16 protein-coding genes are annotated in these 12,479 nt (G+C 70.1%); all 16 read left to right on the forward strand.

Translation table 11 applies throughout. The features are described from left to right. Window positions 1-31: 31 nt before the first annotated feature. The 16 genes from NVS89_RS04360 (at window position 32) to NVS89_RS04435 (ending at window position 12,448) form a co-directional block, all read left to right on the forward strand. Window positions 32-1,486 carry a 4-hydroxyphenylacetate 3-hydroxylase family protein gene (locus tag NVS89_RS04360; protein WP_258731261.1) on the forward strand — a complete coding sequence of 485 codons (1,455 nt, stop codon included), beginning with the start codon at window positions 32-34 and terminating at the stop codon, window positions 1,484-1,486. Continuing rightward, entirely contained in the window at window positions 1,483-1,974 is a 492-nt protein-coding gene (locus NVS89_RS04365; RefSeq protein ID WP_258731263.1) for a flavin reductase family protein, read from the forward strand. The genes NVS89_RS04360 and NVS89_RS04365 overlap by 4 nt, the downstream gene beginning before the upstream one ends. Before the next feature lie 3 nt (window positions 1,975-1,977). Further along, entirely contained in the window at window positions 1,978-3,225 is a 1,248-nt protein-coding gene (gene argE / locus NVS89_RS04370; RefSeq protein WP_258731264.1) for an acetylornithine deacetylase, read from the forward strand. Between the two features lie 20 nt (window positions 3,226-3,245). Further along, window positions 3,246-3,668: a RidA family protein gene (locus tag NVS89_RS04375; protein WP_258731265.1), complete on the forward strand. Its 423-nt coding sequence runs from the start codon at window positions 3,246-3,248 to the stop codon at window positions 3,666-3,668. 14 nt (window positions 3,669-3,682) lie between these two features. Further along, the gene (locus NVS89_RS04380; protein ID WP_258731266.1) at window positions 3,683-4,360 is read left to right on the forward strand and encodes a DUF1028 domain-containing protein; all 678 of its coding nucleotides are present in this window, start codon (window positions 3,683-3,685) and stop codon (window positions 4,358-4,360) included. A gap of 7 nt (window positions 4,361-4,367) precedes the next feature. Then, entirely contained in the window at window positions 4,368-4,811 is a 444-nt protein-coding gene (locus NVS89_RS04385; protein ID WP_374114515.1) for a GlcG/HbpS family heme-binding protein, read from the forward strand. After that, window positions 4,808-5,440 carry a glutathione S-transferase gene (locus NVS89_RS04390; protein ID WP_258731267.1) on the forward strand — a complete coding sequence of 211 codons (633 nt, stop codon included), beginning with the start codon at window positions 4,808-4,810 and terminating at the stop codon, window positions 5,438-5,440. Before NVS89_RS04385 ends, NVS89_RS04390 begins: the two co-directional genes overlap by 4 nt. Before the next feature lie 27 nt (window positions 5,441-5,467). Then, window positions 5,468-5,911: a type II 3-dehydroquinate dehydratase gene (locus NVS89_RS04395; RefSeq protein WP_258731268.1), complete on the forward strand. Its 444-nt coding sequence runs from the start codon at window positions 5,468-5,470 to the stop codon at window positions 5,909-5,911. A gap of 243 nt (window positions 5,912-6,154) precedes the next feature. Beyond that, window positions 6,155-6,427: a DUF2188 domain-containing protein gene (locus tag NVS89_RS04400; RefSeq protein ID WP_258731269.1), complete on the forward strand. Its 273-nt coding sequence runs from the start codon at window positions 6,155-6,157 to the stop codon at window positions 6,425-6,427. Window positions 6,428-6,557: 130 nt separating this feature from the next. Continuing rightward, window positions 6,558-7,478: a non-homologous end-joining DNA ligase gene (gene ligD / locus NVS89_RS04405; RefSeq protein ID WP_258731270.1), complete on the forward strand. Its 921-nt coding sequence runs from the start codon at window positions 6,558-6,560 to the stop codon at window positions 7,476-7,478. Window positions 7,479-7,550: 72 nt separating this feature from the next. Beyond that, the gene (locus NVS89_RS04410; protein WP_258731272.1) at window positions 7,551-8,051 is read left to right on the forward strand and encodes an MgtC/SapB family protein; all 501 of its coding nucleotides are present in this window, start codon (window positions 7,551-7,553) and stop codon (window positions 8,049-8,051) included. A 289-nt stretch (window positions 8,052-8,340) separates the two neighbouring features. After that, window positions 8,341-8,568: a hypothetical protein gene (locus NVS89_RS04415; RefSeq protein WP_258731273.1), complete on the forward strand. Its 228-nt coding sequence runs from the start codon at window positions 8,341-8,343 to the stop codon at window positions 8,566-8,568. After that, entirely contained in the window at window positions 8,565-9,347 is a 783-nt protein-coding gene (locus NVS89_RS04420; protein ID WP_258731274.1) for a helix-turn-helix domain-containing protein, read from the forward strand. The genes NVS89_RS04415 and NVS89_RS04420 overlap by 4 nt, the downstream gene beginning before the upstream one ends. Window positions 9,348-9,564: 217 nt before the next feature. Continuing rightward, window positions 9,565-10,749, forward strand: a complete 1,185-nt coding sequence (locus tag NVS89_RS04425) for a phage portal protein (protein WP_258731275.1) — start codon at window positions 9,565-9,567, stop codon at window positions 10,747-10,749. Next, the gene (locus tag NVS89_RS04430) at window positions 10,749-11,252 is read left to right on the forward strand and encodes an HK97 family phage prohead protease (protein ID WP_258731276.1); all 504 of its coding nucleotides are present in this window, start codon (window positions 10,749-10,751) and stop codon (window positions 11,250-11,252) included. The genes NVS89_RS04425 and NVS89_RS04430 overlap by 1 nt, the downstream gene beginning before the upstream one ends. 2 nt (window positions 11,253-11,254) lie before the next feature. Beyond that, a complete protein-coding gene (locus NVS89_RS04435) occupies window positions 11,255-12,448 on the forward strand; it encodes a phage major capsid protein (RefSeq protein WP_258731277.1) in 1,194 nt (397 codons plus the stop codon). Window positions 12,449-12,479: the final 31 nt, after the last annotated feature.

A 12,479-nucleotide genomic window follows, 5' to 3' on the forward strand; every position in this document is an offset into this window, starting at 1 on the left:
AATATTTCCTCGCAGGAAAAAGGAAGCAGCAATGATCCGTACAGGCGAGCAGTATCGCGAGGGGCTTCAGGACGGTCGCGAAGTCTGGATTGACGGCGAGCGGGTGAAGGATGTCACCAGCCACCCGGCCTTCAAGCCGATCGTCGATGTCCGGGCCCGCATGTACGACATGGCGCACGAGGCGCAGTATCAGGACCGCCTGACCTACGTCGAGGACAACAAGCGCAACACCATTTTCTACAAGCCGCCCCGCGAGACCAAGGACTGGACCGACAAGGTCGAGGCGGTCGACACGGTGATGAAGGACATCGGCGGCGTCGTGACCCGCGTCGGTGACGAGACGATCGGCGAAGTCTGGTCTCTCATCGACGGACGTGACGTTCTGGCGGAGTTCGACCCCCGCTTCGCCGACAATGTCGATCGGCACGTCCAGAACATCTTCGACAACGACATCTTCCACATCTCGGCGAACACCGATCCCAAGGGCGACCGCTCCCTTCCGCCCCAGGATCAGGATCCCGACATGATGGTCCATGTCGTCAAGGAGACCGACGCGGGCATCGTCATCCGCGGCGCCAAGTACGAGACCGCCGCCGCCTATGCCGACCAGGCGTTCCTGAAGCCGACCGTCGGCGCGTGGACCAACGAGACGCTGTCCGACTACGCGGTCGGCGGCATCATCGACATGGGCGCGCCGGGCGTGAAGCAGATCTGCCGCTCGTCCTTCGCCGGCCGTACCGACCCGCAGGACTACCCGCTGGCCAACAAGTTCGACGAGGTCGAATCCCTCGTCATCTTCGACAACGTGCTGATCCCCTGGGAGAACGTGTTCTTCTACCGCCACACCAAGGCGGCCCAGTACATCCGCGCGACGCTGCACCGCTACTCGGCGTTCCCCTATGTCCACCGCCTGCTCTACGTCGCCGACATGATGATCGGCGCGGCGATGTGGAACGCCAGGCAGACCGGCCTCGACAAGCTGCAGGCGGTGCGCGAGAAGCTCGCCGACCTGGTGTGCTACCGCGAGGGCATCAACGCCCATCTCACCGCCGCCATCGCCACCGCGCAGACCAGCCCCGGCGGCCTGCTGATGCCGAACCAGTCGCTGCTCTATGCCGGGCGGGTGCACGCCTGCGCCAACCTGCCGGCGATGATGCACATCGCCCGCGAGCTGTGCGGCGGCCAGATCTGCGTCACCCCCAACGCCTCCTCGTTCCACAACACCGGCTCGGGCGAGTGGCTGCAGAAGTTCTACACGCTGAACAAGCAGTGGGAGGCGGAGGACCGCCGCAAGCTGCTGGCCTTCGCCCGCGACCTGCTCAACTCGGACTATGCCGGCCACCGGCTGACCTTCGTGCAGTTCGCCCAGGCGCCGCACTTCAACCACCTCAACGCCGTCTACAACTCGTTCGACTTCTCCGGTCCGCTCGACTTCGTGCGCAAGGCGGCGGGCCTGTCGGACAAGGTGATGGGAACCGGAAAATGAGCCAGATCGACATCGCCCAGTTCCGCGAGGCCATGGGCCGCACGGCCTCCGGCGTCACCGTCATCACCACCGACGGCGAGACCGGGCGCGGCGGCGTGACGGTGTCCTCGCTGTGCTCGCTCTCCATGGAGCCGCCCTCGGTGCTGTTCTGCCTCAACAAGGGCAGCCGCATGCTCCCGACACTGCTCGGCAACGGCGTGTTCGCGGCCAACATCCTCGCCCACGACCAGCACCGGGTGGCGGACAGCTTCGCCGGCCTGATCCCGGAGCTGCGCGAGGACCGCTTCAAGGTCGCGGAATGGGACCGGCTCCACACCGGCTCGCCGATCCTGCGCGGCGCCCTGTGCCGCTTCGACTGCCGGATCGCCGGCGTGTTCGAGTTCGGCACCCACCACATCATCGCCGGCGAGGTGATGGCGCTGGAATCGACCGAGAGGAAGCCGCTCGTCTATTCCAACCGGGGCTATCACAAGCTGCAGGCAGCCTGAGGCATGAGCGATACGGCGTGCGCGCCCGACGGCGCGAAGAGCCCGGACGCGAAGAGCCCGGCGGAAGGCGCGCAGGACGGGCCCTCCGCCGGGCTCGTCGAGCTTCTTTCCGCGCTCATCGGCTTCGAGTCGGTGAGCGCGCGCTCCAACCTGCCGATCGTCACCTTCATCGCCGACTATCTGCGCACGCGTGGCGTCGAAAGCCGGCTGATCCCGAACGCGGCCGGCGACAAGGCCTCGCTCCTCGCCACCATCGGCCCGGCCGACCGGCCCGGGCTCGCGCTTTCCGCCCATACCGACGTGGTGCCGGTCGAGGGGCAGGACTGGTCGAGCCCGCCCTTCGCCGCCACCATCCGGGACGGGCGGCTCTACGGGCGCGGCTCCACCGACATGAAGGGCTTCCTCGCCGTGGTGCTGGCGGCGGTGCCGGACTTCGTGGCGCAGGCGAGCGCGCGCCCGGTGCATCTGTGCTTCTCCTATGACGAGGAGGTGGGCTGCGCCGGCGCGCCCGACCTCGTCGCCGCCACCGCCGCCCTGCCCGTGCCGCCGGCGCTGTGCATCGTCGGCGAGCCGACCTCGCTCAAGGTGGCGCATGCCCACAAGGGCAAGTTCGCCAACCGCCTCGTCGTCACCGGCCGCGGCGGGCATTCCGCCCTGCCCCACCGCGCGGCCAATGCCGTGGCGGCGGCGGCGCGCATCGCCTGCGGGCTGGAGGCGATCGGCGCCAGCCTCGCGCAGACCCTCGACGACGCGTTCGACCCGCCCTTCACCACCGTCCATGTCGGCTCGCTGCACGGCGGCGGCGCGCTCAATCTGGTGCCGGACCGCGCGGTGCTGGAATATGAGGTGCGCACCGTGCCCGGCGCCGATGCCGGCGTCATCCGGGCGCAGATCGACGCGCTGGTCGCGCGGGTCGACGCCGAACTGAAGGCGCAGGCGCCCGAGGCCGGCATCGCGGTCGAGCCGATCAGCGCCTATCCCGGCCTCGACACCCCGGCCGACCTTCCCGCCGCCGCGCGGCTCGCCCGCCTCGCCGGCTCCAACGAGGCGCCGGTCACGCTTGCCTTCGGCACCGAGGCGGGGCTCTATTTCGAGGCCGGCATCCCTACCCTGGTCTGCGGGCCCGGCGACATCGCCCGTGCCCACAAGGCCGACGAATGGGTCGGGCTCGACGAGCTCGCCCGCGCCGAGCGGCTGATGCGCGCCCTCGCGCGTGCCCTCGGCGACAACCCTTCCGAACCGCTCTTCTGACCCCCAACGAGGCTCCTTCCATGGTCGTGCACAAGCGTCTGCGTCCCTTCAACACCAAGGAAACCTATCCCGAGCAGAAGCTCGACAACGACCTCTCCCAGGGCGTGGTCGCCAAGGGGACCATGGTGTTCCTGCGCGGCCAGGTCGCCCAGGACCTCGATAGCCGCGAGAGCGTGCATGTCGGCGACGCCGGCAAGCAGACCGAGAAGGCGATGCAGAACGTGAAGATGCTGCTGGAGGAAGCCGGCAGCGAGATGAGCCACATCTGCCGCATCGTCGTCTACGTCACCGACATCCGCTACCGCGAGGCGGTCTATCAGGAGATGGGCAAGTGGATGAAGGGCGTGTTCCCCTGCTCTACCGGCCTCGTCGTGCCCGCGCTCGCGCGGCCGGAATGGCTGGTCGAGATCGAGGTGACCGCGGTCATCCCCGACGCAGCCTGAGCGGGAGGCACGGCGTGACCTTCTCCATCTCCGCGCGCTGCGCGCGCACCGGCATGTTCGGCATCGCGGTCTCGTCCTCCTCGCCGGCGGTCGCGGCGCGCTGCGCCCATGCGCGCGCCGGCGTGGGCGTGGTGGCCACGCAGAACATCACCGACCCGACCCTCGGCCCCAAGGGGCTCGACCTGCTCGCCGGGGGGCTCTCCCCCGACGAGGTGATGGCGCGCTTCAAAGCCGAGGCCCCGTTCTTCGACTACCGGCAGGTGGTGGTGCTCGACACGCTCGGGCGCTCCGCCGGCCATTCCGGCACCAAGACGCTCGGCACCTACGCCATCGCGCGGGGGCCGGACGTGGCGGCGGCGGGCAATCTGCTCGCCTCCGACAAGGTGCCGCAGGCCATGGTCGACAGCTTCGCCGCGATGCCCGAGGCGCATCTGGGCGACCGTCTCGTGGCGGCGATGAAGGCGGCGGTGGCCGCCGGCGGCGAGGAAGGCCCGGTGCATTCGGTCGGCATGCTGCTGGTCGACAAGGTGGCGTGGCCGGTCGCGGATCTGCGCATCGACTGGTCCGAGGGCGACGTGATGGCCGAGCTCGAGGCGCTGTGGCAGCTCTGGGTGCCGCAGATGGACGCCTATGTGACCCGCGCCCTCGACCCCTCCACCGCGCCGTCCTACGGCGTTCCCGGCGATGAATGAGGTGACGATGCCCGAAATGCCCGCGGCGGCCCCGACCCGCCCCGCCCTCAAGCTGACCCACGAAGGCGCGCTGACGATGCTCGCCGCCGCGCTCGCCAAGGCGAACGAGCTCGGCGTGCCGCAGAACATCAACATCGTCGACGAGGGCGGCAACCTCGTCGCCTTCGTGCGGATGGACGGCGCCCGGCTGCTCTCGCGCGAGACCTCGCTCTCCAAGGCGATCACCGCCGCCTCGCACCGCCAGCCGAGCGGGCGCCTCAACCCGGTCGACGCGCCCAACCTCCAGCACGCCGCCGGCCAGCGCCTCACCAACCTCGTCGGCGGCCTGCCGATCATCGTCGACGGCCAGTGCCTCGGCGGCATCGGCGTCGGCTCGGGCACCGGCGAGCAGGATGTCGAGGTCGCCCGGGCGGGGCTCAGGGCCATCGGCGCACAGGACCAGACGCCATGAAGCTGATCCACGCCCCCACCTCCCCCTTCGTGCGCAAGGTGATGGCCGTCGCGCACGAGACCGGCCTCGCCGGCCGGATCGAGATCGCCTTCAACGGCGCGAGCCCGCTGCAGCGCGATCCGGCGCTGGTCGGCCACAACCCTCTGGGAAAGATCCCGGCGCTGATCCTCGACGACGGCTCGACGCTCTACGACAGCCCGGTGATCTGCGAATATCTCGCCGCCGCCGCCGGCGATGCGACGATCTTCCCGCCCGCCGGCCCGGCGCGCTGGGCCGCGCTGACCCGGCAGGCGCTCGCAGACGGGCTGCTCGACGCCGCCATCGCCAATCGCTACGAGCGGCTGCTGCGCCCGGAGGACAAGCGCTGGCAGGGCTGGACCGACGCCCAGCTCGCCAAGGTCGCGGGCGCGCTCGAGGAGATCGAGAAGCTTGCGCCCGCCCTCTCCGCCGATCTGGACGCGCCGCCCACCATCGGGGCGATCGCGATCGGCTGCGCGCTCGGCTATCTCGACTTCCGCTATGCCGATCTCGACTGGCGGCAGGGCCGCCCGGCCGCCGCCGCATGGTTCGCCGCCTTCGACGAGCGTCCCTCCATGGCCGCCACGCGCCCGCGCGAACACGTCGCCTGATCCCGCCAGTACCGGAACCCCTCGCGCATGAGCGTCCGCATTCTCGTCCTCAACGGGCCCAACACCAATCTCTACGGCCTCGACCCCAACGGGCCCTATGGCAACCTCACCATCGAGGACATCGCGGAGCGCTGCCGCGCCCGGGCGGAAAGTCTCGGCGCCAGCCTCGACTTCCGCCAGTCCAACCATGAGGGCGCGCTGATCGACTGGATCCAGGCCGCGCGCACCGAGGCCGACGGGCTCGTCATCAATGCCGGCAGCCTGTCCTACCACTCGATCGGCATCCTCGACGCGCTGTCCGCCGTCGCCCTGCCGGCGGTGCAGGTGCATGTGAGCAACGTGTTCAAGCGCGAGGGCTTCCGCCACCACTCGCCGCTGTCGAGCGTGGTCACGGGCTGCATCATCGGTCTCGGCCCGGAAGGCTACGAGATGGCCGTCGACGCGCTGGTCGCCAAGCTCACCCGCGGCTGACCCCGCGCCACTGGGCTTCCCGCCTCCCAGGCCCCACGCGACACGACGCCGTGCGGGCCGAAAAGCCCGCCGGCCGCGCGCCTGCCAGCATGCCCCGCGCACACGAATGCGTGCGCTCGCTTGAGATCGTCCCGCGCCCATGCACCCTTTCAGCCGGGACGGCTCACGCGGCGTTTGGCACGCGCGCGTCCCCGGCCGGAACCGCCCCGCGCGGCCGGGCGTTCTGGGCACAGGAGGACCGAGATGACCCATATCCGCTACGAGATCGTCCAGCATAATGGCGGCTGGGCCTACAAGCTCGGCGACGTCTTCTCCGAGACGCACCCCACCCATCAGGGCGCGCTCGACGCCGCGCGCGAGGCGGCGGCCCGCCAGTCGCTCTCGGGCGAGACCCGCCCGATCCTCTACCAGGACAGCGCCGGCCGCTGGCACGAGGAGACCGCGCAGGGCACCGACCGGCCCGAGGCCGAGGTCGAGGACGACACCTCCGATCCGCTCCCGCCCAGGACCCGCTGACAGGGCCACGACGACCACGGCCGCTCCCCCCGCTCGCCACTGGACGCGCCCGGCCGATCCGCGCCATGCTGCCCGCTCGGCGCGTCCCGCGCACCGGCCCGATGCAGCCGCCCGGCCCGGAAGGTCGACCATGGCCGAACATCGCCCCCAGCCGCCTCAAACTGCGCGGCCCAGCCTCGCGTCCGCGAGTACGGTCGCGCTCTCCCATCCCGACCGTGTCTACTGGCCGCGCGAGGGCATCACCAAGCAGGACCTCGCGGACTATTACGCCCGCGTCTGGCCCTTCATCGCCCCCTTCCTCCTCGCCCGCCCGCTGGCGCTGGTGCGCTGCCCGGACGGCATAGAGGGACCGCGTTTCTTCCAGAAGCACGCCTGGGCCGGCATGCATCGGGCCGTGCGGGTGACGAAGGACCGGGACGGCGAGGAGATCCTCTCGATCGACGATGTCGACGGGCTGATGGCGCTGGTGCAGGCCGGCGCGCTGGAGATCCATCCCTGGGGCGCGCCGCTCGCCGACCGCGAGCATCCTGACATGCTGGTGTTCGACCTCGACCCGGGCGAGGACGTCGCCTGGCCGGCGGTGGTCGAGGGCGCCCGCGAGGTCCGCGCGCGGCTGGAGCAGGCCGGCCTGTCGGCCTTCGTGAAGACCTCCGGCGGCAAGGGTTTCCACATCGTTGTCCCGCTCGCCGCCGGCGTGGGTTGGGAAGCGGCAAAACGTTTCGCGCACGCCGTCGCCGAGGCGATGGAGGCCGACAGCCCCGGCCTCTACATCGCCGCCGCCGCCAAGGCCCGGCGCGGCGGGCACATCTTCGTCGACTATCTGCGCAATGCGCGCGGCGCCACCGCCATCGTCGCCTATGGCACCCGCGCCCGCCCGGGCGCGCCGGTCGCCATGCCGGTGGCGTGGGACGAGCTCGACGCGCTCGACGGCGCGGCGCAGTTCACCCTCGCCAACGCTCCCGCCCGGCTCGACGCCATCTCGGTGGCTCCCGCGCGCGACCCCTGGGCCGGCTTCCACAAAGCCGCGGCCGCACTGCCGGAGGGCGCATGAGCCCGGCGAAAGCCGGCAGACGCGCGCGCCGCGAACGGGCAGGATAGGACGACAGGCAGCAAGGAATTCAAGGTGGACATCATTACCCCGCGCGACATCGAGCATCTGCTGCGCCTGCTCGTGGCGGCGGCCTGCGGCATGATGATCGGCGTCAATCGCGACCTGCGCGGCAAGCCGACCGGCATGCGCACGCTGGGGCTGGTGTGCATGGGCGCGGCGCTGATCTCGCTCACCGCGATGCGCGTCGACGGCATCGCCGGCCATCCCGACGCCACCAGCCGCGTGGTGCAGGGCATCATCCAGGGGGTGATGACGGGCATCGGCTTCCTCGGCGCCGGCGTGGTGCTGCGCAACCGCCGCCAGCTCGAGGTGCACGGCCTCACCACGGCGGCGACGGTGTGGGTGACCGCCGCACTCGGCGTCGCCTGCGCGCTCGCGAGCTGGCACCTCATCGTCGGTGCGCTGCTCATCACGCTGCTGCTCCTGGCCGTCCTCCACCCGCTGGAACGCCGCCTGGAGGGCCTGTCCGAGGAGGAGGAGCCCTCCGGCGAAGGATCGGCGAAGAAGGATTAGGTAGCGGCGGCAGGGCCCGAGTGGCGCCGAGGGAGCGGTCTGGAGAACGCGAAAGGTCCGAACGGACGGACGGACCGAACGGGAGTGGTCGGGACGGCAGGCACCTGTACACCGACGACGGAATGAAGCCGCCACCACGCAGAGTCCCGCGGCGGCACGGCAGACGTACAATCTTGGAAAGCTGGAGCGGGCGAAGGGAATCGAACCCTCGTATGCAGCTTGGGAAGCCCACAGCCGCCGTTGAGCCAATAGTTCCTACGTTCCCCATCGCTATCCCGGAGTGGATAGCATGGAAACCCGGCGGAAGAACATCAAATCTAAGGCGCGTGGCGCGTCTTCTACCCTCGATCGGCCGCTCCTCAACTGCGCCGCTTATGACGGGCTCTCGCGCATCGGTAGCGTTCGGGAGATCGGCCGGGGCGAATACGAAGCGATTGACCTGGCGGGCTCCGTCGTTGGTCGCTTTCGTACGCTGAAGGCGGCCGCGGCCAGCCTCAGCACCGGGGACAGCAAATGAGCGCCCCCTCCCCGGCTTGCAGCAGGTTTCAGCGGTCGCTGAACCTCGCGAAGGATATGCGCGCGGTCGACGATGTCATGCGGCTCGTCTGGCAGTCTCATGGCGAGGGTCGGCTCTCCGATGACGAGGCGCAGTCGCTGGCCGATCTGGCGCAGGAGCAGCGTGGCAAGCGCGCGTCTGCGGTCGGCACGCCGTTGCCGAGCGCCCGGCTGCTGAGCCGGTTCAAGCCGCGCCGGCGTCCGTGCTCTCCCGATCGGCAGGCGGCGCGTGATCGTCGGCGTGACCTCGGCGGCGCGGGCAACATGCCGGCCGCCATCCGCCGGGCCTTCACCGAGGGCCAGCGCGCCGCCCTGACGATCATCGCCGGGGAGGTGAAGCACCATGGGCAGTGCGACCTGCCGATCGACAGGATCGCCGCTCTGGCCGGCTGTGGCCGCACCACGGTGCAGAACGCGGTGCATGAGGCCCGCAGGCTCGGCCTGATCAAGGTCACCGGGCGCCCCCAGCGCGGCAGGAAGAACCTGACCAACATCGTGGTGATCGTCTCGGCTGAGTGGCTGGCGTGGCTCAAGCGCGGTCCTGCGGCGCACAGGCCGATAGGGTCCAAAACGTCGACGCACTCACCCAAAATGGTGAACCCCACGAAGAACACAGGGAGAAGAACAGACCCCATCAAAGGGTCTTCTTCCCCTTCGAGCCGTGATCCCGGCAGTGCTGTCGCTGGCCTGCGGGAAGAGAGGGGTGCAGCCGTGGCGTCAATTGGCAGAAGTTGGCGCTAGTGGCCGTCTGGAGCTGGCGCGAGCGGCGGCGCATAAAATCATCGATGAGCCAGCACTTCACCATGCAGTCGACCTGAGCACCTCGCGGCACCAGCCCCCGGGGGTGGTCGCCGACTTTTGCCCGGCCGAAGGGACCGGCGGGGGTAGGTTCGCGCGAGAGTGAGGCGAAACAGGCTTTTTGATCAGTGGGTTAATCGGGATTGGGAGTTTTCGGACGGTGTTCGCGACGGTGAAAAGCTGGCTGGGGATGGAGGGCAAGAGCCTCGCGGCGCCTGATGCGCAGCTCATGGAGCTGTTCGGCGCGGCGCCCTCCGGGCTGGCGGTCGGCACGGCGCAGGCCCTGAGCGTGCCGGCGGTGCAGTCGGCGATCCGCCTCATCGCCGAGGCGACGGCGTGCCTCGACCTGAAGGTCATGCGCCGCCTCAACGGCGCGGACGTCGAGGCAAACGAGCACCCGGTGGCGAAGCGCCTGGCCGAGCAGCCCAACGACTGGTCCGACTGGTTCGGCTTCCTGCGCGACATGGTCGCCGCCGCGCAGGTGAGCGACAAGGGCGCGCTGGCGCTGGCGAACAAGGTGGACGGGCGCCTGGTCGAGCTGGTGCGCTACGAGCCCGCGAACTTCACCGTCGACTATTCCGGCGATGGCCGGCTCGAGCCGAGCTACCGCATCAACAATGTCCCGGTCCCGGCCGATGACGTGGTGCACCTTCGTGCCCCGTTCTCCCGCTGCCCGCTGTCGCTGGCGGCGGACGCGATCGGCACGGCGAAGGTGATGGAGAGCCATGCCGGGCGGCTGTTCAAGGACGGCGCCCGCCCCTCGGGTGTGCTGTCGCTGAAGGAGCGCACCACGCCGGAGGCGCTCAAGCGCATCCGCGAGGCCTGGCAGCTCGCCCATGGCGGGGGCAAATCCGGCGGCACCGCGATTGTCGAGGGCGGCGCCGAGTATTCGCAGCTCACGCTGGCCTCGACCGATGCCCAGTTCCTCGAGCTGCGCACCTTCCAGATCGTCGAGATCGCCCGCGCCTTCCGGGTGCCGCCCTCCATGCTCTACGAGCTCGACCGCGCGACCTGGTCCAACTCCGAGCAGATGGGCAAGGAGTTCCTGACCTACTCGCTGGAGCCGTGGCTGCGGGCGTTCGAGGGCGCGCTGCGCCGGGCGCTGTTCGCCCCGGAGGAGCGCGCCGAGTATCGCGTGGTGTTCGACCGCGACGACCTCACCCGCGCCAGCCTCACCGAGCGTGCCACGGCCATCTCGTCGCTGATCGCCTCGCGGGTGCTGAACCCCAATGAGGGCCGCGACTGGCTCGACCTGCCCCCGCGCGCGGGCGGCGAGGAATACGCCAATCCCAATACCGGCTCGAGCCAGCCCGGCGGCGGCTCCCATGCGGAGGATGCCGCCTGATGGAACGCGCCTTCATCGAAACCAAGATCCTCGCCGATGACGCCGGCGCTATCTCCGGCCTGGCGTGGAAGTTCGGCGTGCCGGACCGCGTCGGCGACGTGATCGAGCCGGGCGCCTTCAAGTCGGCCAGGCTGCCGCTGCCGATGCTCTTCGGGCACGACCAGAACGACCCCATCGGCACATGGGACAGCGCCACCGAGAAGGCGGACGGCCTGCACCTCACCGGGCGGCTGCTGGTCGATGACCTGCCGCGCGCCCGCGAGGTCCGCGCGCTGGTGCGGGCCGGTGCCGTGCGCGGCCTCTCCATCGGCTTCGCCAGCCGCAACGCGAAGGCCCGGGCCGGCGGCGGGCGCACCATCAAGTCGCTGGAGCTGTTCGAGGTCTCCCTCGTGACGCTCCCCATGCATCCCGGCGCCCGCGTGACGAGCGCCAAATCCGCCGTCTCCGCGCTGCGGCTCGCGGCGGCCCTCAACCAGGCCGTCGCGGCCATCAAGGAAACCTGACCATGAAGCACTACATGCCGACCGCCCTGGAGCTGAAGGGCGACAATGACGACCCGAACGCCGCCGTCGAGACGGCCCTCGCCGACCTGACCAAGACCGTGACCGAGGGCCAGAAGGCGCTCGGCGAGCGTCTCACGGCGCTGGAGACCAAGGGCGGCAAGCCGGACGAGAAGAAGGACGATCCGGGCGCCTCCAAGCTCACCGAGCGGCTCGACAAGCTCGAGGCGAAGATGAACCGTCCGGCCGGCACCGACACCAAGGGCGAGCCCTCGATCGAGCAGAAGGCCTTCGCCGCCTATCTGCGCCACGGCAATCAGGCGCCCGAGGCCGAGCTGAAGGCGCTCACCGTCTCCAGCGACACGCAGGGCGGCTATCTGGCGCCGACCGAGATGTCGGGTGAGTTCATCCGCGACCTGACCGAGTTCTCGCCGATCCGCACCCTCGCCACGGTGCGCACCACCACGGCGCCGGCGGTGAGCTATCCCAAGCGCACCGGCATCACCAATGCCAAGTGGAAGGGCGAGACGCAGGCGCAGGAGGGCAGCGAGCCCAGCTTCGGCCAGGTCGAGATCCCGATCCGCGAGGTGAACACCTTCGTCGACGCCTCCAACCAGCTCCTCGCCGATTCCGGCGGCACCGCCGAGGCCGAGGTGCGGCTGGCGCTGGCCGAGGACTTCGGCCAGAAAGAGGGGCTCGCCTTCGTCGCCGGCAATGGCGTGCTGGAGCCCGAGGGCCTGCTCACCGCCACCGGCATCGGCGAGACGCTGAACGGCCACGCGACGCAGCTCTCGGCCGATCAGCTGATCGCGCTCATGTACTCGCTGCCGGCCGCCTACCGCGCCCGCGGCTCCTGGCTGATGAATGGCGGCACGCTGGCGACGCTGCGCACGCTGAAGGACGGCCAGGGCAACTATCTGTGGCAGCCCTCCTATCAGGCCGGCCAGCCGGAGATGATCCTCGGCCGTCCGGTGGTGGAGGCGGTCGACATGCCGGACGCGGAGGCGAACGCCTATCCGATCCCGTTCGGCGACTTCGCCACCGGCTACCGCATCGTCGACCGGCTGGCGCTGTCCATCCTCGTCAATCCGTACCTGCTCGCCACCAACGGCATGACGCGCATCCACGCGACGCGCCGCACCGGCGGCGCCGTGGTGCAGGCGCGGGCGCTTGCCAAGCTCAAGATGGCGACGGCCTGACGCCGCCGCTCCCCTTCCAGCAATACGAGGA

The organism is Ancylobacter mangrovi (assembly GCF_024752355.1).
In the GTDB taxonomy this organism is placed as follows: Bacteria; Pseudomonadota; Alphaproteobacteria; order Rhizobiales; family Xanthobacteraceae; genus Ancylobacter; species Ancylobacter mangrovi.

Excerpts from the sequence above, each read along its gene's own strand:
- NVS89_RS04365 (WP_258731263.1), top strand. The coding sequence starts at position 1,483 with ATGAGCCAGATCGACATCGCCCAGTTCCGCGAGGCCATGGGCCGCACG.
- argE (WP_258731264.1), top strand. The coding sequence starts at position 1,978 with ATGAGCGATACGGCGTGCGCGCCCGACGGCGCGAAGAGCCCGGACGCG.
- NVS89_RS04360 (WP_258731261.1), top strand. The coding sequence starts at position 32 with ATGATCCGTACAGGCGAGCAGTATCGCGAGGGGCTTCAGGACGGTCGC.
- NVS89_RS04430 (WP_258731276.1), top strand. The coding sequence starts at position 10,749 with ATGGAACGCGCCTTCATCGAAACCAAGATCCTCGCCGATGACGCCGGC.
- NVS89_RS04420 (WP_258731274.1), top strand. The coding sequence starts at position 8,565 with ATGAGCGCCCCCTCCCCGGCTTGCAGCAGGTTTCAGCGGTCGCTGAAC.
- ligD (WP_258731270.1), top strand. The coding sequence starts at position 6,558 with ATGGCCGAACATCGCCCCCAGCCGCCTCAAACTGCGCGGCCCAGCCTC.
- NVS89_RS04395 (WP_258731268.1), top strand. The coding sequence starts at position 5,468 with ATGAGCGTCCGCATTCTCGTCCTCAACGGGCCCAACACCAATCTCTAC.
- NVS89_RS04390 (WP_258731267.1), top strand. The coding sequence starts at position 4,808 with ATGAAGCTGATCCACGCCCCCACCTCCCCCTTCGTGCGCAAGGTGATG.
- NVS89_RS04400 (WP_258731269.1), top strand. The coding sequence starts at position 6,155 with ATGACCCATATCCGCTACGAGATCGTCCAGCATAATGGCGGCTGGGCC.
- NVS89_RS04385 (WP_374114515.1), top strand. The coding sequence starts at position 4,368 with ATGCCCGAAATGCCCGCGGCGGCCCCGACCCGCCCCGCCCTCAAGCTG.
- NVS89_RS04375 (WP_258731265.1), top strand. The coding sequence starts at position 3,246 with ATGGTCGTGCACAAGCGTCTGCGTCCCTTCAACACCAAGGAAACCTAT.
- NVS89_RS04435 (WP_258731277.1), top strand. The coding sequence starts at position 11,255 with ATGAAGCACTACATGCCGACCGCCCTGGAGCTGAAGGGCGACAATGAC.
- NVS89_RS04415 (WP_258731273.1), top strand. The coding sequence starts at position 8,341 with ATGGAAACCCGGCGGAAGAACATCAAATCTAAGGCGCGTGGCGCGTCT.